The following is a 19,293-nucleotide window of genomic DNA, read 5'->3' as shown; positions in this document are numbered from 1 at the left end:
CATTCCACGGGATTGAGTTAATAGAACATCAGTTCTAGCCTGGTGGAATGAGGGGGATCGTGGCCGCACACGCAGACGAGCTGACCCGACTGCGCGCTCAGGTCGAGCGCATGCAGGGGCGCAAGCTCGATGCGCCCGTGCTGCCGGTGCTCCCCGCGCTGGCCGATCTGCTTCCCGGCGGTGGCCTGCGCCCCGGCAGCGCCTACTCGCTCCCGCGCTCGACCTCGCTGCTGCTCGCCCTCCTCGCCCGCGCCTCGCAAGACGGTTCGTGGTGCGGAGTGATCGGGATGCCGCGCCTCGGCGCCGAAGCAGCCGAATCGATGGGCGTCGACCTCTCACGCCTCGTGCTCGTGCCCGACCCGGGCCGGCGCTGGCTCGCCGTCGCCGCGACGATCGCCGACGTGCTGCCCGTCGTCGCCGTACGCCCCGCGGGGCGTGCTCCCGACGGCGAGATCGCCCGGCTCGCGGGCCGGCTGCGCGACCGGGGCGCCGTGCTGCTCGTGCAGGGACCCTGGCCGCAAGCCGAAGCCGTGCTCGAGGTCGGCGACGCCTCGTGGACGGGCGTCGGCCGCGGCCACGGCTACCTCGCCGAACGCACCGTGACCGTGACGTCGGCGAGCCGACGGTGGCCCGTGGCCCGCACGGGGCGCATGCTGCTTCCGGATGCCGCGGGCACGGTCGCCGCCGCCCCCGCGAGGCTCACCCGGGTCGAGCACGGCACCGAACGCCCCACGGAATGGTCGAAGGCCGGATGAGCGTGCGCACTCTCGTGCTCTGGTTCCCCGACTGGCCGATCACGGCACTCACCCCCATCGACCCTTCGGCGAGCTCAGGGACCGACCCTTCGGCGGGCTCAGGGACCGACCGGGGGTCGGGGGTCGGCCCTTCGGCGAGCTCAGGGACCGACCCTTCGGCGGGCTCAGGGACCGAACCGTGGTCGAGGATCGACCCTTCGGCGAGCTCAGGGACCGAGCCGGGGTCGGGGGCGGAAGGGTCGTCCGCCCAAGCCGCCCGCCCGATCGCCATCGTCCACGCCAACCGCGTCGTCGCGTGCTCGGCCGCCGCGCGGGTCGAGGGCGTACGCCGCGGGCAGCGCCGCCGCGACGCGCAGGCGCGCTGCCCGTCGCTCGAGATCGTCCCCGCCGACGACGCCCGCGACCACCGCGCATTCGCCCCGGTCATCGCGTGCATCGAAGAGCGCGCACCCGGAGTCCAGCTCGTGCGCCCCGGACTCTGCGCCCTCAAGGCCAAGGGCCCCGCCCGCTACTACGGCGGCGAGGTCGACGCCGCGCGCGTGCTCGTCACCGCTCTGCGCGAGCTCGGCCTGCCCGACGTGCGGGCGGGCATCGCCGACGGACCCTTCACGGCCGAGCGGGCCGCGATGGCGGCATCCACCCGTGCCGAGCCGATCTTCACGGTGCCCGCCGGGGGAGCGGCCGGCTTTCTCGCACCGCTCCCCATCACCGCGCTCGACAACACCGCGGCCAAAAAGACCGAACACGCCCCCGACGACCTCATCAGCCTCCTCACGCGCCTGGGCATCCATACGCTCGGCGCGTTCGCGGCCATGCCCGACGAGCGCGTGCGCGAGAGGTTCGGGACCCGCGGCATCCGTCTGCACGCGCTCGCGGGCGGGCGCGACTCGCAGCCCGTCGACCCCCGCACGCCGCCGCCCGAGCTGCACCGCGAGGTCGCGTTCGAGTCGCCGATCGAGATCGCCGAGCAGGTCGCGTTCGGCATGCGCATCGCCGCCGACGAGTTCATCGGGGGACTCGGCGCGCTCGATCTCGTCTGCACCGAGCTGCGCGTCGAGCTTGTCGGCGATCGGGGTGAGCGCAGTGAGCGGGTGTGGCTGCATCCGGCGTCGTTCGACGCGGCGGCCGTCGTCGACCGCGTGCGGTGGCAGCTGGGCGAGGACTCCGAGGCGCTGCGCAGCGGCGTCACGCTCGTGCGGATCGCACCCGAAGCGGTGGATGCCGCGGCGCACCACCGCCCCGCGCTCTTCGGCTCGGGACCCGAAGAGCACGTGCACCACGCCCTCTCGCGCGTGCAGGCGATGCTCGGCCACCGCGCCGTCGCGACACCCGCGATCGGCGGCGGACGCTGGCTCGCCGAACGGCAGGTGCTCGTGCCGTGGGGCGACCGCGCCGTGCTCGACAGGGAGCGCGCGCGACCGTGGCCGGGGAGCCTTCCCGACCCGCTGCCGACGACCGTGTTCACCGAGCCGCCGACGGTCGAGGTGACCACGCTCGGCGGGTACGCCGTCGAGGTCGACGAGCGCGGCACCCTCTCGGCGGCGCCCGGCGTGCTCGTCGAGGGCGGCCGCCGCCGCGCGATCGAGGCGTGGGCGGGGCCCTGGCCCGTCATCGAACGAGGGTGGGATGCCGCGCGCGCACGCCGCGCCCACCGCTTTCAGGTCGTCGACGCCGACGGCGCCGCATGGCTGCTCGTCTGCGAGAGCGGCCGGTGGACGGCGGAGGGGGCGTATGACTGAGTGCCTGCGCCCTTCGATCCCTGAGCTTGTCGAAGGGTCGCCCCTCGCCTCTGGTTCGGTCCCTGAGCTCGCCGAAGGGTCGCCCCTCGACCCCGCCCCGGTCCCTGAGCTTGTCGAAGGGTCGCCCCTCGGCCCCGCCCCGGTCCCTGAGCTTGCCGAAGGGTCGTCCCCCGGCCCCGCCCCGGTCCCTGAGCTTGTCGAAGGGTCGCCCCTCGCCCCCGCCCCCGCCCTCGCCCCTGGCTCGATCCCTGAGCTTGTCGAAGGGTGGGAGGACGACTGATGGGCTTCAACAACCCGTCGGTGTCGTGGTCCGACCTCGAGCGCGTGCTGAGCGATCGGCGCCGCCCCGATCACCGCCCCGCCGGAGCCGACGGCGGCGACAGTCCCGCGTGGTCGCGCAAGCGCGGACCCTACGTGCCCATGCCGATCGACCGCCCCGCCGACGTCGTGCCCTACGCCGAGCTGCACGCGCACTCGTCGTACTCGTTCCTCGACGGGGCCTCGTCTCCTGAAGAGCTCGCCGAAGAGGCCGAGCGGCTCGGACTGCACGCGCTCGCCGTCACCGACCACGACGGCTTCTACGGCATCGTGCGGTTCGCCGAAGCCGCCGAGACCCGGCAGCTGGCGACCGTGTTCGGCGCCGAGCTGTCGCTCGATCTGCCCGCCCCGCAGGCGGGTCAGCCCGATCCCGTCGGCGAGCATCTGCTCGTGCTCGCGCGCGGCGAAGAGGGGTATCACCGACTCGCGGGCGCCCTCACGCACGCCCAGTTGCAGGGGGCCGAGAAGGGGCGGCCGCAGTACGACCTCGACGAGCTGTCGGCGCAGCTCTCAGGACACACGGCCGTGCTGACCGGATGCCGCAAGGGCAGCGTGCGCCGCGCGCTCGCTGCCTCCGGAGCAGGCGCCGCCGCGGGCGAGCTCGACCGCCTGGTGCACCTGTTCGGCCGCGACGGGGTCTATGTCGAGCTGATCGACCACGGCTCCCCGCTCGATACCCGCGACAACGACGTGCTCGCCGGGCTCGCGCGCGAGAAGGGGCTGCCGACCGTCGCGACCAACAACGTGCACTATGCGGTGCCCGAGCGCCAGCTGCTCGCCGCCGCCGTCGCGGCCGTGCGCGCCAACCGCGGACTCGACGAGCTCGACGGATGGTTGCCCGCGCACGCCGGAGCGCACCTGCGCTCGGGGGCCGAGATGGCCGAGCGGTTCACGCGGCATCCCGATGCCGTCGCCCGCACCGTGCCGCTCGCCGACGAACTGGCGTTCCCGCTGCGGCGCGCGAAACCCGCCCTGCCGAAGCAGAAGGTGCCCGAGGGGCACACGCCGATGTCGTGGCTGCGGCACCTCGTGTGGCAGGCGGTGCCGCGCAAGTATCCCGATCTGTCCGAGGCGAACCGCGCCCGCATCGAGAAAGAGCTCGGCGTCATCGAGATGAAGGACTTCCCGGGCTATTTCCTCATCGTGCATGGCATCGTGCAAGAGGCTCGGCGCCGCGGCATCCTCTGTCAAGGGCGCGGATCCGCCGCGAACAGTGCCATCTGCTATCTGCTCGACATCACCGCCGTCGACGCGATCGCCTTCGACCTGCCGTTCGAGAGGTTCCTGTCGTCGCTGCGCGACGAGGAGCCCGACATCGACGTCGATTTCGACTCGGACCGGCGCGAAGAGATCATCCAGTGGGTGTACCAGCAGTACGGGCGCGAGCGGGCGGCGCAGGTGGCGAATGTCATCCAGTACCGGCCGAAGAACGCGATCCGCGACATGGCGAAGGCGCTCGGGCATTCGCCCGGGCAGCAGGATGCCTGGTCGAAGCAGGTCGAGCGGTGGGCTCCGGGTCTCGATACGCCGACGTCGTCGACTACTCGACCACCGGAGGGCGCGGGGGGGTCGGGCCGCTCGGTTGCCGGGCCTGCCGACGCACATGACATCCCCGATCAGGTGCTCGAGTTCGCCGGCGAGCTGCTCAAGGCGCCGCGGCACCTCGGCATCCACTCCGGGGGCATGGTGCTCACCGACCGGCCCGTGGGTGAGGTGGTGCCGATCGAGCACGCGCGCATGGAGGGGCGCACGGTCATCCAGTGGGACAAAGACGACGCCGCCTGGATGGGCCTGGTCAAGTTCGACCTGCTGGGCCTCGGGATGCTCGCCGCACTGCAGTACTGCTTCGACATGATCCGCGCCGCGACCGGCGAGGAGTGGGAGCTGTCGACCCTGCCGAAGGAAGAGAAGGGGGTCTACGACATGCTGTGCCGGGCGGATTCGATCGGGGTGTTCCAGGTCGAGTCCCGCGCGCAGATGGGGCTGCTGCCGAGACTGCAGCCGCGACGCTACTACGACCTCGTGATCGAGATCGCGCTCATCCGGCCCGGGCCCATCCAGGGCGGGGCGGTGCACCCGTATGTGCGGCGCAAGCTGGGGCGCGAAGAGGTCACGTACGCCCATCCGAAGCTCAAACCCGTGCTCGAGCGCACGCTCGGGGTGCCGGTCTTCCAGGAACAGCTCATGCAGATGGCGGTCGCGATCGGCGAGGTGAGCGGTGAGGATGCCGACCTCTTGCGCCGCGCGATGGGTTCGAAGCGCGGCATCGAACGCATCGATTCGCTCAAGACCAAGCTCTATGAGGGGATGGCGCGGAACGGCCTCGTGGGAGAGGAGGCCGACGCGATCTACGCCAAGATCCAGGCGTTCGCGAACTTCGGGTTCGCCGAATCGCACTCGCTGTCGTTCGGGCTGCTCGTCTATGCCAGTTCGTGGATCAAGCTGCACTATCCGGCGGCGTTTCTCGCCGGGCTGCTGCGCGCGCAGCCGATGGGCTTCTACTCGCCCGCGACGCTCGTCGCCGACGCCCGCCGCCACGGCGTCGAGGTGCGCCGCCCCGACCTCCACGCCTCCGGCGTCGACCCCCTGCTCGAGCCCTCGGTCCCTGAGCCCGCCGAAGGGTCGCCCCCTCCCCACGAACCGGTCCCTGAGCCCGCCGAAGGGTCGCCCGCCTCGGTCCCTGAGCCCGCCGAAGGGTCGAGACCGGTCCCTGAGCCCGCCGAAGGGTCGCCCGCCCCGGTCCCTGAGCCTGCCGAAGGGTCGCCCCCTCTCCACGAACCGGTCCCTGAGCCCGCCGAAGGGTCGAGACCCCCCACCGGCCTCCCCTCCTGCACCCACCGCCACCAACCCCCCACCGGAGACTTCGACCCCACCGCCCCCGACGACTCCGCCGCCCACCGCCGCGACGGCGCCTACGCCGTCCGTCTCGGCCTCGCCGCGGTCAAAGGCATCGGCAAGAACGTCGCCACCCGCATCGTCGAAGAGCGCGAGGCGGCCGGCCCCTACCGCGACCAGCGCAATCTCGTCCGCCGCACGGGCCTCACGGCCGCCCAGGTCGAGGCCCTCGCGACGGCCGGAGCCTTCGACTGCTTCGGACTCACCCGCCGCGAGGCGACGTGGCTCGCCGGGGCCGCCGCGCAGGATCGCGCCGAGTTCCTGCCCGACTCGCTCGCCTTCGTGCAGCCGCCGCTGTTCACCGATCCGACGAGCTACGACGTGCTCGCCGCCGACCTGTGGGCGACGGGTGTCTCGGTCGACGACCATCCGCTGACGCACTACCGGTCGAGGCTCGACGCGCGCGGCGTGCTCACCTCTCGCGAGCTGCGCACGCACGAGGCCGAGAGAAGAGTCGAAGTCGCCGGGCTTGTCACGCATCGGCAGTGTCCGGCGACAGCATCCGGAATCACGTTCCTCAACCTCGAAGATGAGCACGGCATCGTCAACGTCATCTGCTCGGTGGGGGTGTGGAACCGGTATCGCCGCGTCGTGCGCGATGCGCCGGCGCTCATCGTGCGGGGCCTGCTCGAACGCTCGGTCGAGGGGGTGACGAACCTCGTCGCCGACCGCGTCGAGGATCTGCGGGTGGGCGTGCACCACCAGTCGCGCGACTTCCGCTGATCCGCGCGCCGGAGCACCGGGCCGCGAGCTGGGAAGTGGGGGAGGAGCGCCCCGCCGCGTAGTGTGGGCACCCTACGACGGGACACCTGTGATCGCAAGGTTCGAAGAGCTCGATTGGCAACCCACGCCGATGGGAGACCTCGCCCTGCGGCGACGGTCGGAACCTTCGGTGGGGCAGGAGATCTACGAGGTCAAGCTCGGCGACGAGTACCTGATGTCGAGCCTGTTCACCGTCGCCGAAGAGGCGCTCGCCGACCTCGGGTTGGCCGCGGCATCCGGGAGCCAGCTCACCGTGCTCGTCGGCGGACTCGGGCTCGGATACACCGCCGTCGCCGCCCTGCGCGACGCGCGCGTCTCGGCGCTCACCGTGATCGATCGGCTCGATGCGGTGATCGGCTGGCATGAGCGGATGCTGCTCCCCGCCTCGCGCGAGCTGGTCGGCGACCCGCGCACCACGCTCGTCAGCGACGACTTCTTCGCGCTGATGCGCCGTGAGCCGGTCGATGCGGATGCGCGGTACGACGTGATCCTGCTCGACGTCGACCATTCCCCGCGGCACCAACTGGACCCGACCCACGCCGACCTCTATACGGCCGACGGCCTGCGCGCCCTCGACCGGCACCTGGTCGAGGGTGGGGTCTTCGCGCTGTGGTCGGACGACCCGCCCGACGCCGAGTTCATGACCGTGCTCGCCGAGGTCTTCGATGACGGCGCGGCGCATGTCGTGGACTTCGACAACCCCGTCACCGGCGGAACCTCGTCGAACACGGTCTACGTCGCCCAGAGCCGCACGGTGTGATCAGGCACGCGATCTCCTGACACGACGAAGGCGGGCCCCCGCAGGAGCCCGCCTCGCGAAATGTCTCAGCCCTGGGTGCCCAGGGCGAAGCGCACCGAGCCGTCCTGCGCGAGTTCGGCGTCGAGCACGCGGTCATCCAGCGCCGCGGCCGCGCCGACGTCGAGGAACACGTTCGCGCCGCTCTCGGCGACGACCGTGTCGGTCTCTTCGGGCGCCGGTGCGACGCTCAGCTCGAAGCCTTCGGCGGTGCCGGTGTCGCGGATGCGCACGCCGCCCTCGTCGGGCACGTTCGGCACGCGCGAGACGATCGCCTTGACGGCTTCAGCGGCGGTATCGGTCATGGTGAGCATGTCGGTCCTTCCGTTTCGGGCAATAGGACCGGCCACGATTCCGAGATCCGCGCCGGGATGCAACCGTGCGCCGGCGATCCGCCCCGATTCCCACGCAATACGGAGGAACCGCCCTGGCGCGGGGGTGAGCGTCGTGCCAGTGTCGTCGCATGAGCAACGCGGAGCGGTTTCTGAGCGGCTATGTCGAGGCGTGGCGCACGAACGAACCGGATGCGATCCGCGCGCTGTTCACCGACGACGCGGTGTATCGCGGGTCGCCCGACGATCTCGAACCCGCCGTCGGCATCGACCGAATCCTCGCGCTGTGGAGCGATGAGCGCGACGAGCCGGGGGAGTGGACGTTCGACGGCCACGTCGAGATCGAGACGACGGATGCCGCCGCCATTCGCGGCGTCACGACCTATGCCGCGGGCGCCAAGATCGGGACGTACGACAACCTGTGGCTCGTACGCTTCGGTCCGGACGGTCGCGCGAGGGAGTTCACCGAGTGGTGGATCGAGCGCAAGCATTGACGGCTGCCTGACCGTGGAGCCCCGGTAGACTCGGTCGGGTCAGCCTCTGTAGCTCAATGGAAGAGCAGTTGCGTCCTAAGCAAACGGTTGGGGGTTCGAGTCCCTCCAGGGGCACAGTCTCTTTTTGCCTCTGACCAGGAGTTTCTTCTGAGGTCCGACCACTCAGAATGTGTTTTTGGCCGCTTTTTGGCCGCATTTGAGAAACGTGTGAGCCGAAAACGAGGCAGATTCGACGCCCTTCACGGAGCGTCGTTCGACGCCTGAGGACGACGAAATCGAGCATTTCGGGCGTCCTGAGCCTCGTCGAAAAGTTGAGCAGTCTGCTCTCCGGCGTTACGTCGGTCGGGCGTAGCGGGTCTGCGGACCTGACGGCAGCGCCACGAGCGGCATGGCGTCGTTGAGGCGCGATGCGACGGCATCCAGATCGTCGTCGAAGAGGTCGGCGTAGGTGTCGAGCGTCATGGCCGCCGATGCGTGCCCGAGCATCCGCTGCACGGCCTTCACGTTCGCGCCGGAGCTGATCGCGAGTGATGCGGCGGTGTGACGGAGGTCGTGAGGCGTCAGCCGAGGGATCGATGGGTCCACAGCCTGCGCGCGACGGACCGCGTTCGCGAACCATCCCTGTGCGCCGGAGTTGCGCATGTGGTTGACGCCGTCGCCGAAGAGCAGCCCTTCCGGGCCCTTGCCTGCGCAGGCCTGTTCGATCATCGGCGCGAGGCGCTCGGGGTAAGGGACCGAGCGCTTCTCGTGCGTCTTGGGCGTGCCGACGTGGATCTCGTAGGCGATCATCACCGCGTTTTCCTCGATCACGAAGCGTCGACGCAGTCGATTCACACTGCGCACGCGCAGCCCGGTCGCCTCGCCCCAGCCCAGGCCGGTGTAGGCCAAGGTCAGGACCATAGTGGGATACGCCGAGCATACCGCCAACGTCGCCACCTGGTCGTGCGAAAGATAGACGCGGCGCTTGCCTGGTCCGCTCCGAGGGAGATTGCGGATGTGTCGCGCCGGATTGTTCGCAAGGCGACGATCATCGATGGCGACATCGAGGATGCCTGCGAGGACTCCCAGCGCGCGGAGAACGACCGTGCGCGACTTCTGCGTCGCGAGCTCCGACACCCAGTCCTGAACTTCAGACCGCCGGATCGACCAGATCTCCCTGTCTGCCCAGACTGGAGCGACGTGGTTCTTCCACGCCCGCTCGAGCGTCATGTAGTACGAAGGCTTCGACATCGGCGGCTGCTTCGACCGCAGCCAACTGTCGGCGAACATCCGGACCGGCACCCGCGACGCCACGGGATCGATGTACTCGCCCTTCGATTTGGACACGGTGACCATGGACAGGTAGAGCTTCGCCTCGCGCATCGTCGTGAAGCCGCGCTTCTGCGTTTCGGTGCGATCAGGCTTGCGGTAGCGCACGCGGTAGCGGCGGCCCTTCGCCGTTTCGTACGGGGTGATGGTGCCCATCTCGACCTCGGATCAATCCCGGGTTGCGGGTCAGTATCGGGCCAGTGTCGGACACTGATCGGACGTCGTCAACGCCACCGGTCGAAGATGTGGATAGATGCTCAAGGACGTCGTCAACTGGCGTTGGGTTGGAGGGGCCGCCTCCCTCCGACGCCGAGAGTGTAGCGATCGTTCGTGCCTCCGTTCTCGCCGCTCACTCCTTGCAGACTCCGCGCTTGCGCGCGTCGCTTAGCAGCCGTTTGACGACGAGCACTGCGCCGCGCCCGATCGCTGAATTGGCTGGATGTCGGAGGGGAGGCCGCTGTGCGATACCGTCACACCGTGACGAGTGAGCGAGTTCGTGAAGCCTTGTCGGAGTTCGTGCGCGAGCGCGACTGGGCTCAGTTTCATACGCCGGCGAACCTCGCGAAGAGCATTTCGATCGAGGCTGGCGAGCTGCTCGAGTGCTTCCAGTGGAGCGACGATGCAGACGATGTTCGCGTGCGCGATGAACTCGCCGATGTCGTCACTTACTGCACACTGCTCGCCGCTCAACTGGGAGTCGACCTGGACGAGATCGTCCTGCAGAAGCTCGCGGTAACAGGCTCGAAGTACCCCGCCGATCGATCGAGAGGGCGGAGCACGAAGTATGACGCCCTTTGAGATCGAACGGCTCGACTTCACCACACCCGCGATCTCAACTTGGGCGTCCGGCGATGAACGGCGGACGAACTGGCCCGTCGTCTACGTTCTCGACAGCGCCGGCTCCCCAAATGCGCCATCTGTCTATGTCGGCGAGACGGTCAGTGCTGTGTCACGCATGCGTCAGCACATCCAGAATCCATCAAAGGCGGGGTTCCGCCGGGTGCGTGTGGTCATTGACGAGAGGTTCAACAAGTCGGCGTGTCTCGACCTCGAGTCGCACCTCATCCGCTGGCTCGCCGGCGACGGTCACTTCACAGTGCTCAATGGCAACGAGGGCATCATCGACGCGCGGTACTACGAGCGCGACCAATACCGCGAGAGCTTCCGTGACATCTTCGAGCAGCTGCGATCGGACGGGATCTTTCAGCGCAGCATCCCCGAGATCGAGAACAGCGATCTCTTCAAGCTCTCGCCTTTCAAGGTCCTCACCAGAGAGCAGGCCATCGCCGTCGAGCAGATCGTTGAATCGCTGCTCGCGGACCTCGCGACGGGCACACGATCGACCAGCGTCATCCAGGGCAATCCGGGTACGGGCAAGACGATCGTGGCGATCTTCCTTATGAAGCTGCTGGCCGACATTCGCGACTACGAAGATACGGATGAGATCGAGCAAGACTCACTCTTCTCGGAGTTCTTTGTCCCGGAGAACCGCGAGTTACTGAAGGGCGTTCGCGTCGGGTTCGTCGTACCTCAGCAGTCGCTTCGAAACTCGATCAAGAAGGTGTTCAAGAAGACGCCGAAGGTCAGTGAAGACCTCGTCTTGAACCCGTTCGACGTCGGCAAGTCGTCCATACCGTTCGACCTGCTCATCGTCGACGAGACGCACCGGCTCAATCGCCGCGCGAACCAGTCCTCGGGTATGCGCAACCGCGACTTCATCGAGATCAACGAACGCCTCTTCGGTTCCGATGATCTCAGCAAGACCCAGCTCGACTGGATCCGCGCCCAGAGCACGCACCAGATCCTGCTCATCGACGAGCGCCAAGGCGTGCGGCCAGCGGACCTCCCGAGTGAGACTCTCGCCATTGAGGTCGCAGCTGCGAAGCGATCGCATCGGTGTTTCCCATTGGCGACGCAGATGCGAGTGCGGGCGGACGCAGACTACGTGGGATTCATTCGCCAGCTTCTTCAAGGCGAGCTTCGCGCCGGGGACCGCCCGGACTTCGGCGAGTACGACCTGCGGTTCTTTGGAAGCGTCGTCGACATGCAGGAAGCGATCCGCGAACGCGACCGCGAGGTCGGCCTCGCTCGACTTGTCGCCGGCTACGCCTGGGACTGGAAGACGCGTGGCAACAAACCCGGCTTCGACTTCAAACTCGAGGGAACCGAGTTCGTCTGGAACCGAACCGATAAAGACTGGATCAACTCGAAGACATCGATCGACGAGGTCGGCTCCATTCACACGGTGCAGGGTTACGACCTGAACTACGCCGGCGTGATCATCGGCGGGGATCTCCGATACGACGAGTTCAGGCGACAGGTGGTCATGGACCGCGACGCCTACCGCGACAAGAAGGGCAAGGAAAACCTAAAGAAGCTACGACGGCAGACGACCGACGAGGATCTCCTTACGCTGATCCGGAACATCTATGGCGTGCTGCTGACGAGAGGAATCCTGGGAACCTACATCTATGTGTGCGATCCGGATCTCCGCGACCACTTCGCATCCGTCCTGTCCGTCGGTCGGACATCCAGCACGATCCCGCGATTAGGAAGTTAGGCGCTGAGGGATCAGCGACTCCAGACCGATCGCAGTGTGCCAGCTATCCAGCGGCGACAAGGCGAGAACTCGCTCTGTGGTCGATGTACCCGAGCTGAGTCACCAAGGCGCGTACGACTGCCTTGCCAAGTTCCAGCGGAACGGCGTTTCCGAGCTGCCGTTGCACGTCGGCACGTGATCCAGCAATCTTGAAGTCGTCCGGGAAAGACATCAGGCGAAGCATTTCGTTGACTCGCAGGCGTCGCGCTCGCTCGTCCCCATTTGAGGTGCGGACGTTCTCCCAGTGGAATGGCCCGACCCAGGGCCCCGGCTGAGCCTGGAGGGTCGTCGAAGGCCGATTGGGATCGAGTCGAAGGAGGAATGTCCAGTAGCGGCTGCGCCACTCGAAATGGTTCCGCCCGCCATAGCGATCCGTGTGCCAGAGGTAGTTCTGCCCGGGTGGGATCTCGGCGGCGAGTTCCCCGTAGCTTCCGTCGACGATCTCATCGTTTGATGCGCGGACCAAGCGAGGCAGATCCGCGAACGCGTCTCCGGCCGTCACGTGCGGAAGCTTGCTCGTGTCAATCCGTCGTGAGTGTTCGCTCCAACCCGAGTGCGTTGGCTCTGGGAACTCGAACTTCTCCCCATCTCGGCGGCCGACGACGAAGACGCGGCGGCGGAGCTGTGGGACGCCGTAGTCGGCGGCCAGCAGCACTTTCCACTGAGGGTTGTACCCGAGTTCTCCGAGGCCCTTCAGCAGACGTTCGAACTGGGCCTTGTGGGTCTTGTAGGTCAGACCTTGGACGTTTTCAAGGATGAATGCCTCGGGTCGAGACTCGGCAACAACTCGGACGTACTCGTCAAGCAGAGACGCGTTGGGGTCCCTGCTCTCGCGCTTCTGCTCGAGCCAGAATCCGGACTTGCTGAAAGGCGTGCACGGCGGCCCGCCGACGACCAGCACCGGCTCCCCGGCGCGAAGTCCCGCCCGCGCAAGGATCTGCTCCGTCGTCACTTCTCGAATATCGCCTGTCAGCGTTGCCGTGTCGGCGAAGTTTGCTGTGAGGGTCTGGAGTGCCGGCTCATTGTAATCGGTGGCGACGTTGACGCGAAGCAATCCGCTCCCAGTGTCGCTCGTCACGAGTGGCTCCGCGTCACTTCTGTCGACCGCGAGGTCCAGCCCGCCTGCGCCGGAGAACAAGCTCACCACGGGGAGCTCCTCGGCCATCTGTCACCTCAATCCGCCAGGAACGCGCCGTCGCCGAGGGCCGGGACTGTCGCGTCAAACAAGTATCGTCGACATCAGTCTGCCGCTAGGCGCCGACATGCGATCGGAGCCAATGCGATCTGTGGATTTGTCGACGCCAGGAGGGCTTGTGGAGGAACAGACCGTTGCCGGCCGCGCGTTCGGAGAGGTCTACCGGGTGAGCGGCCGAGCGGACGTCCACGAGTTCCTGGTCAGTTCCATCGAGGCCTCCGGGGGCCGTGTCATCTACGCCAGCGATCCAAGCCGTGCGCCGGTTTACCTCGGAGTCCAGTTGGACTCCGATGAGCGAATCGGCATGCTCATCTATCCATTCAGGATCACGAAGGTCGCAACCAAAGGGCGTCCTGACGACGAGGTGCGAGGCCAGCTTCGATACGGTGCCGAGGAGAGCTGGGAGCGGGATCATCCGGTCGGGCGCGATATCGCTGGCGTCGACGTCACGATGATCGTCGGCGTCGACCTCATGGACGGAGTGCTTCTCGGTCTCGACTCCAATCTGTGGGATCCCCTCCCCATGGGAATCTCCTTCTACGCGAAGGAGGCCGATATCGATGAGGCGGCCCGGAGCAGCTGGCACGTGTGGGAGAAGATCAACCGCGCCGGGGCAAAGCGAAGTGAGGCTCGCTCACCCACGAACCTCGAAACAGTGGTCGCATTCACCCCGAACCGGCTAATCGACTACGCCCGGCTCGAGCGCCGCGCGACCGCGCTTCGCCTCGATCCTGCCCTGCGGTACACCGCTGCTCTCGACATGGCTACCCCGCCGCTGCCCGATGAAGCGCCCCGGCGACACGCCCTGGAGGAGCAGTTCGCGCTGACAAGTGAGCAGATCCTGGACATCATTCGCGGACGGAACCGCCTCTCCGTCGCGGTTCGCGGTGGTGTCGCCGAGCACCACCTCGAACAGCAGTTGACCGGCGCGCTCGGAATCGAGACAGTCGAGCGACTCGACGTCGACGCGATGCACGACTTCAACGTGACGCTTGAAGACGGCACAGTTCTTCGCGTCGAGTGCAAGAACGCAAGCCCGCGGACCTCAGCGAGCGGCCAGTTCAAGGTTGAGGTGCAGAAGACGCGAGCGTCTAAGGGTGACCCGGCGTCGCGCTTCTACACGACAGACGGATTCGATGTCGTCGCGGCGTGCCTGTACTCCCCAACTGGGAAGTGGCAGTTCCGATTCGGGCGCACTGCTCAGATGGCCACCCATAAAGACTTTCCAGATCGCCTCGCAGCGATCCAGGCGATCACCGACGACTGGGTCGATGACATCGCCGAGTTCCGGCACACCTGAGCGCACAGTACCCATGTGGAGCGCGCAAGCGCGGAAGCCGATGCACCAGACGTTGAGCAGGTCAGGCGCGGACGAATTCATCGCGTCAACTCAAAGTGACGGATCCCATGCCGTTTCGTCGGGCCATGGGCGCCGGGCTGCCGCTGACCGTGACGCAAGCTCCATGTTGGCGTGAGCGTCGAAAAACTCCAACCACCTCCGGAGTACGTCTGGATCCGCAAGTCGACCGCCGATCTGCGCGGCACCGTCTCCAGAATTGACCCGCAGCTGCTCCCATCCGCCCTCGGCTTGGGCGAACCGATACGTAATCTGCTCCCAAGCTGGATCCACATAGATCACCTGCGCGTCCGACTCATCAAGTGGCTCACCGCTGAGAAAACACGACACGTCCGAACGATCCACGTATCGACTATCACGGTAATCATCGCGGCGCGAACTCACCGCATGCCGCATGGCGTCTTTGGCGTCCACCTTCGGAGATGGCCCCACAAGGGCAGCCGTATAGCCAAGATCAGCAGGACTACCGTCCACTCGGCGAATCCAGATGCCTCGACCGCTCCAGTAGCGGACGGCGCCGTCCTCCTGCTGGGTGCGTCCGATGTAGAAGTGGTCGACGCCGGCCCCAGTCTTCTCCTGCCCTCGCGGGTGCCGCTCGAGAAGCTCGTGAAGCATCGCCACATGTACGGGATCCGTTACCTCCTCGTTCAGTCCATATCCGCGCAAGATCTTCTGGAACGCTGCCTTCGCTTCCTTGATGGTGCCCCACCGAAACGTACGCAGAGTGACTGGCTTAGCACCCACGGCTCCCCCTTTATGTTGTGAGCAGTGCCTATTAAACGCCGGCTCGGCGGCGGGTCATATTCGCGATCTCGGCGACGACGAGGGCGGGTAGATCGTAGGCGCCGATGTCGTGCGATGCGATCCACTCCAGTGATTGTTCGGGGGTGAGATCATCCTTGATGATGTGCTCGGACAGTGCCACGACGCTGGTGCGGGAGAGACCGAGACTCATCATCGACACCTCCGTCACTCGAGACACGCCTAGCTCCATCATCATCGCGATGTCCCGAGTTTCCTCATGCTTCGATTCCGACGGAATTGCCTCGTTCAGGACATCGGCGTAGCACGCGAGAAAAAGCGGTCCTTCGAAGCGCGCGTACTGCTCCACGTCCTTGAGCACACTCCGAATCTCCACCGCGAGGGTGTGCTTTCTGCCAGCTCGCCTCAGGTACCGCAACCGACTGGAGATGAGAACCGCGAGGGGGCGGCCCTTCATCCACTCGACGAAGAGAAGCGCGAGCGCGAACTGCCGCCCCTCGTTCTGAGTGAAGTCGGCGCCAAGGAATCTGAAGCAAATCGCGATAGCACGCAGGTACGCATCAACGGCGTCGTAGCTTTCCGGTGGGGGCAGTTCGAATGCGTCTCTCCTGCCGACCGCTTGGAAGTGGTCGTGCAATCGCTGCATCGAGATCGGGCTGATGCCGGCGTGGACCTGAAGAGTCCCCGGAGAGATGGTTAGAGGAGCTAGCTTCTCGTCGATGAGGTTCGAAAGCACCGCAGACTGGTCAGCCGTCGACTGGAGCCAGGGCAACTCTTGTAACTCCAGCCCTTGCCTCCGAGCGGTCGTGAGGATGCCAAACAGCGCCTGAAAGATCGGAGCGGTCCGCGCCGCATCCACGGGTGTGTCGTCCTCAATGTACTGTCGCAGATCCGAGTAGTTGTGCAAGATCGCGTCTGTAGCTCGTGCCATCGGCTGCCGTGAACGGCGCGTGGGAACCTCCAACCAGTTACTCGCGACTTCTGTGTCGACGCACACGATGTTCCCCTGGAATTCCACGCCCCATCGACCCGCTCGACCCGCCAAGTTCCAAAAGTCTGATGCGGACATCAAGGTGTCGTTGCCCTTGCGAGGCGCTCTGACAAAGAGATTCTGGCAGGGCAGGTTTACCCCTTCGAGCAAGGTCGAGGTGCAGACGAGGTACCGAATGTCTCCGTTACGGAACAGCCGCTCGACCGCCTCCCGGACAAGAAGTGGCATGTTCCCGTAGTGAAACGCGACGCCCTGCTTGAGGTATGCAGCCAAGAGATACTGGGGATGAATGGTCTTCTCGATGAGCTCGACGACTTCGAGCGTCTCTTTCGACGCTATCCAACCAGGTTCGATGAGCGCATCGCAGATCTGCCCGGCGACCAGTTCGGCTTCGGCTGCCCCGTTCGCGTACACGACATTGCCCGAGTGTTGACTCCCGAGCGCAACGGTTACAAGCGACAGTCGCTTTCTGAGAGACGTTGGCCGAGCCGACAGATCAAACTCACCGATCGCAATCCGCTCTCCGTCAACGAGTGCGACCATGTCCCACGTTGTGGGACGGTAGCGTCGCTGGTTGACGTGGATCAGGGTCTGATTGACCGTAACCGTCTCGCTCACGAAGGCGGTCGATGTCCCGCGGACGCCAGCGACGAGGAGCTCCGGGTTCGAAGTCAGCGGGCTGGCGAAGATAATCTTCGGCTCACCCCGGCGAGCCGCTTCGTCCAAGGTTCTCTGGAGCAGCACACCGCGCGCACCGTCATTCAATTTCTGCGCCTCGTCCACGAACAGCAAGTCGAAGGACATGTCCGGCTGCTTGCGCAACAGGATGTGCAGACGCTCCTGAGTTAGAACGTAGACCTCATGGGGCTTCTCCTCGACGCGTGTATCCCAGGGCATCGTGGTAACGGTCGCGCGATTTCCCAGCGTGGTTTCCAGCTCACGGCTAACCTCTTCGATAAGCGCGCGCGTGGGTACCAGATACACAGCCCGGTACCGTTCATGGGAAGCGATTTGTGCCGCCAGCCATAACCGAACGATGTGGGACTTCCCAGCAGAGGTCGGCGCTGAGACACTCGTCCAACGCGATTCTTCGGCCGAGTCCCAAAACTGCCGCTGGAACTGGTTCACGGGGATGCGCTCGCCTCCCCCGTCGACGCTGAGTTCGAGAGTTCGACGAATGAGGTCAAGCGACAGTGGAGTGGCCGCGATCTCATCGCCACTGTCCGGCGCGAGCCCCTTGTCGTGGGCGAGTTCCGCCGCTCGTCCGTTCCCGAGCCGACGCAATAGGTACTCCGCGGCCTCCTTATGCGATGCGGATGCATCAGGATCCTGGAGGCACCCCTGCACGATTCGGAGGGCTCCCGCCTGCACAGTTTCCGGCGCGTGAAGGGTCACGAGACTTGCCGCTAGTAGGTGACGACCCCAATCGAGGGTTGGAGTGGGCTCACTCGGTCGCACGCTGGCGAAGAAGCCGCGAGTGGACTTGAGCGTCGAGAGCCGGACACCCTCGGTGAATGCAGTGAGGGTGGATACCTCGGCCCAGTATTCGTCGTCGTTCACTTATGCCTCAGCAGGTTGTTGAATGCGGTCCGCAACTTCTCCACAGAAGGCAGCGGCATGCAGAAGAACTCGATCTCGAAACCTTCGATCTCACGATTCGACACCCGGGTACCGACACTCTTCGCCCACGCATCGACACGCTCCTCGACCTCCGCGAGCATCGTGACTTCGTCGTCCTCGAAAGGGTGGCCATGACCGTCGTGACTGAAACCCACCAGACATGCCCCACGAACCTCGAGCTTGGTGCGCTCAGGAGCATCATCGGTGAAGTACTGGACGAGCTTCAATGACAGCTCGCGGTCGCCGGTATCGAGCCTCTCGCGCACGAGTACGAGGTCGCGGTGCGCGTCGCCCGTCCCATCGTCGAGAAGAAACGGGGCGATGCTCGTGAAACAGTCAGTCATCGCCGACTGCACGTCCGCGTACAGTTTCGACTCCCCCCAGTAGACCGCAAGTCCTCCCTTGTCGAGAAGCCCCGCGTGGACGCCGTCGACACCATGAATGGGCATCTTCGAGTTAGTCTTCAACGGCATCTTGCAGAGCACCTGCGGAAGCCCGAGTTCGGCTTCCAGCAGGAAATAGAGCAAGAGTTCTCCACCTTCACCAGAGGTGTCCGAATCGATAAACAAGCGACGGGCTTCCTCCTGCAACATCATCATCTGGACGTTGCCACCCTCGCGGTCATCGCGTGCGCGAGCCTCAAGGATCCGACTACGCGGGGTGCAATAGTCTGCGATCTTGAAATAGAGATGTTGCGCTAGCGCTACGGTTCGGTCGCGGCCATTCCCATCCAACGTCAGCCAATGGACGCGGTAATTGACGCGTGTGTCTGGAATAGCTCGTTCTCCGATCACATGGAAGAACGACCGAGTCTGCTGTGGTGTCCCGCCAGCAATCTCGTCGAGCGCGCCCAACAAGGCCATGTTTCCCTCCCAACGTTCAACATAGCGAGGCCGGAGGCCGCGGTAAGCGCACGCTCCTGTGTGTTACTCGGGGCCGTGACGTGCAGCTTCTGTCCGGGGAAGCTTTTTCGACCGATTCGGCAACATGCCGGAACGACCAAAGCCGACGTCAGCGCAGGCGCGCTAGATGTTCTTCCCACGGACGTTGTGGACGCGGTCGATGGGTGATTGGCCTCCGATGCCGGTGTGGGGTCGGTGATGATTGTAGTGGTGCAGCCAGGCGGGGTAGCTGGCGGCTCGCTGCGGGTCTGAGTCGTAGTGGCGAGCGTAGGCCCATTCGTCGGCGAGGGTGCGGTGGAACCGCTCGATCTTCCCGTTGGTCTGCGGCCGGTACGGGCGCGTGTATTTGTGCTTCACGTCGTCACCGAGGGCCTGGGATTGCTGCACGAGTAGGTGACATCTGATCTGGCTTGCCCGAGGGGTGGGCCTGGAAGGATGTTGCTGTGCCCAAGCCCTACCCGAGTGAGT

General features: G+C 66.0%; 15 protein-coding genes and 1 tRNA gene. 9 read left to right on the top strand and 7 right to left on the bottom strand.

The genetic code is table 11. The features are described 5' to 3' along the window. Nucleotides 1–47 precede the first annotated feature (47 nt). The 4 genes from ACWICD_RS12780 (at nucleotide 48) to ACWICD_RS12765 (ending at nucleotide 7,229) form a co-directional block, all read left to right on the top strand. On the top strand, nucleotides 48–755 hold the full coding sequence (locus tag ACWICD_RS12780) for a hypothetical protein (RefSeq protein WP_376128065.1): 708 nt from the start codon (nucleotides 48–50) through the stop codon (nucleotides 753–755). After that, nucleotides 752–2,494, top strand: a complete 1,743-nt coding sequence (locus ACWICD_RS12775; protein WP_454140391.1) for a Y-family DNA polymerase — start codon at nucleotides 752–754, stop codon at nucleotides 2,492–2,494. The genes ACWICD_RS12780 and ACWICD_RS12775 overlap by 4 nt, the downstream gene beginning before the upstream one ends. A gap of 279 nt (nucleotides 2,495–2,773) precedes the next feature. Beyond that, on the top strand, nucleotides 2,774–6,430 hold the full coding sequence (locus ACWICD_RS12770) for an error-prone DNA polymerase (RefSeq protein WP_454140390.1): 3,657 nt from the start codon (nucleotides 2,774–2,776) through the stop codon (nucleotides 6,428–6,430). Between the two features lie 88 nt (nucleotides 6,431–6,518). Next, entirely contained in the window at nucleotides 6,519–7,229 is a 711-nt protein-coding gene (locus tag ACWICD_RS12765) for a spermidine synthase (protein ID WP_454140389.1), read from the top strand. Between the two features lie 65 nt (nucleotides 7,230–7,294). On the opposite strand, the gene ACWICD_RS12760 is transcribed toward ACWICD_RS12765, so the two are convergent. Beyond that, entirely contained in the window at nucleotides 7,295–7,579 is a 285-nt protein-coding gene (locus ACWICD_RS12760) for a Fe-S cluster assembly protein HesB (protein WP_376128060.1), read from the bottom strand. A gap of 149 nt (nucleotides 7,580–7,728) precedes the next feature. On the opposite strand from ACWICD_RS12760, the gene ACWICD_RS12755 reads away from it, so the two are divergent. Both ACWICD_RS12755 and ACWICD_RS12750 read left to right on the top strand, forming a co-directional pair. Then, a complete protein-coding gene (locus ACWICD_RS12755; RefSeq protein WP_454140388.1) occupies nucleotides 7,729–8,091 on the top strand; it encodes a nuclear transport factor 2 family protein in 363 nt (120 codons plus the stop codon). Between the two features lie 42 nt (nucleotides 8,092–8,133). Then, nucleotides 8,134–8,205, top strand: a tRNA-Arg gene (locus ACWICD_RS12750). Nucleotides 8,206–8,424: 219 nt separating this feature from the next. Here the strand turns inward: ACWICD_RS12750 and ACWICD_RS12745 are convergent. After that, nucleotides 8,425–9,555, bottom strand: a complete 1,131-nt coding sequence (locus ACWICD_RS12745; protein ID WP_454140387.1) for a tyrosine-type recombinase/integrase — start codon at nucleotides 9,553–9,555, stop codon at nucleotides 8,425–8,427. 321 nt (nucleotides 9,556–9,876) lie between these two features. On the opposite strand from ACWICD_RS12745, the gene ACWICD_RS12740 reads away from it, so the two are divergent. Further along, a complete protein-coding gene (locus ACWICD_RS12740) occupies nucleotides 9,877–10,197 on the top strand; it encodes a nucleotide pyrophosphohydrolase (protein WP_454140386.1) in 321 nt (106 codons plus the stop codon). After that, nucleotides 10,184–11,959, top strand: a complete 1,776-nt coding sequence (locus tag ACWICD_RS12735) for a DNA/RNA helicase domain-containing protein (RefSeq protein WP_454140385.1) — start codon at nucleotides 10,184–10,186, stop codon at nucleotides 11,957–11,959. Before ACWICD_RS12740 ends, ACWICD_RS12735 begins: the two co-directional genes overlap by 14 nt. 43 nt (nucleotides 11,960–12,002) lie before the next feature. Here ACWICD_RS12735 and ACWICD_RS12730 read toward each other — a convergent pair whose 3' ends face one another. After that, nucleotides 12,003–13,163, bottom strand: coding sequence for a DNA cytosine methyltransferase (locus tag ACWICD_RS12730; protein ID WP_454140384.1), 1,161 nt, complete (start codon nucleotides 13,161–13,163; stop codon nucleotides 12,003–12,005). Nucleotides 13,164–13,311: 148 nt separating this feature from the next. On the opposite strand from ACWICD_RS12730, the gene ACWICD_RS12725 reads away from it, so the two are divergent. After that, a complete protein-coding gene (locus ACWICD_RS12725) occupies nucleotides 13,312–14,493 on the top strand; it encodes a hypothetical protein (RefSeq protein WP_454140383.1) in 1,182 nt (393 codons plus the stop codon). Between the two features lie 90 nt (nucleotides 14,494–14,583). On the opposite strand, the gene ACWICD_RS12720 is transcribed toward ACWICD_RS12725, so the two are convergent. From ACWICD_RS12720 to ACWICD_RS12705, 4 genes are all read right to left on the bottom strand, one after another. Then, a complete protein-coding gene (locus ACWICD_RS12720) occupies nucleotides 14,584–15,294 on the bottom strand; it encodes a DCL family protein (protein WP_454140382.1) in 711 nt (236 codons plus the stop codon). Between the two features lie 31 nt (nucleotides 15,295–15,325). Next, nucleotides 15,326–17,863: a DEAD/DEAH box helicase gene (locus ACWICD_RS12715; RefSeq protein WP_454140381.1), complete on the bottom strand. Its 2,538-nt coding sequence runs from the start codon at nucleotides 17,861–17,863 to the stop codon at nucleotides 15,326–15,328. Further along, nucleotides 17,860–18,786: a HamA C-terminal domain-containing protein gene (locus ACWICD_RS12710; protein WP_454140380.1), complete on the bottom strand. Its 927-nt coding sequence runs from the start codon at nucleotides 18,784–18,786 to the stop codon at nucleotides 17,860–17,862. Before ACWICD_RS12710 ends, ACWICD_RS12715 begins: the two co-directional genes overlap by 4 nt. A 162-nt stretch (nucleotides 18,787–18,948) precedes the next feature. Beyond that, a partial coding sequence (locus tag ACWICD_RS12705) for an integrase core domain-containing protein (protein WP_454140379.1) occupies nucleotides 18,949–19,293 on the bottom strand: 345 nt, incomplete at its 5' end.

Source organism: Microbacterium sp. NPDC055357, assembly GCF_053644835.1.
The sequence above is the reverse complement of the archived record's forward strand: the minus strand, read 5'-3'. Positions and strand labels throughout refer to the sequence as shown.

Bases quoted from the DNA above. Each gene is read 5' to 3' on its own strand.
- ACWICD_RS12745 (WP_454140387.1), bottom strand. From the start codon at position 9,555: ATGGGCACCATCACCCCGTACGAAACGGCGAAGGGCCGCCGCTACCGC.
- ACWICD_RS12780 (WP_376128065.1), top strand. From the start codon at position 48: ATGAGGGGGATCGTGGCCGCACACGCAGACGAGCTGACCCGACTGCGC.
- ACWICD_RS12735 (WP_454140385.1), top strand. From the start codon at position 10,184: ATGACGCCCTTTGAGATCGAACGGCTCGACTTCACCACACCCGCGATC.
- ACWICD_RS12710 (WP_454140380.1), bottom strand. From the start codon at position 18,786: ATGGCCTTGTTGGGCGCGCTCGACGAGATTGCTGGCGGGACACCACAG.
- ACWICD_RS12755 (WP_454140388.1), top strand. From the start codon at position 7,729: ATGAGCAACGCGGAGCGGTTTCTGAGCGGCTATGTCGAGGCGTGGCGC.
- ACWICD_RS12775 (WP_454140391.1), top strand. From the start codon at position 752: ATGAGCGTGCGCACTCTCGTGCTCTGGTTCCCCGACTGGCCGATCACG.
- ACWICD_RS12730 (WP_454140384.1), bottom strand. From the start codon at position 13,163: ATGGCCGAGGAGCTCCCCGTGGTGAGCTTGTTCTCCGGCGCAGGCGGG.
- ACWICD_RS12770 (WP_454140390.1), top strand. From the start codon at position 2,774: ATGGGCTTCAACAACCCGTCGGTGTCGTGGTCCGACCTCGAGCGCGTG.
- ACWICD_RS12760 (WP_376128060.1), bottom strand. From the start codon at position 7,579: ATGCTCACCATGACCGATACCGCCGCTGAAGCCGTCAAGGCGATCGTC.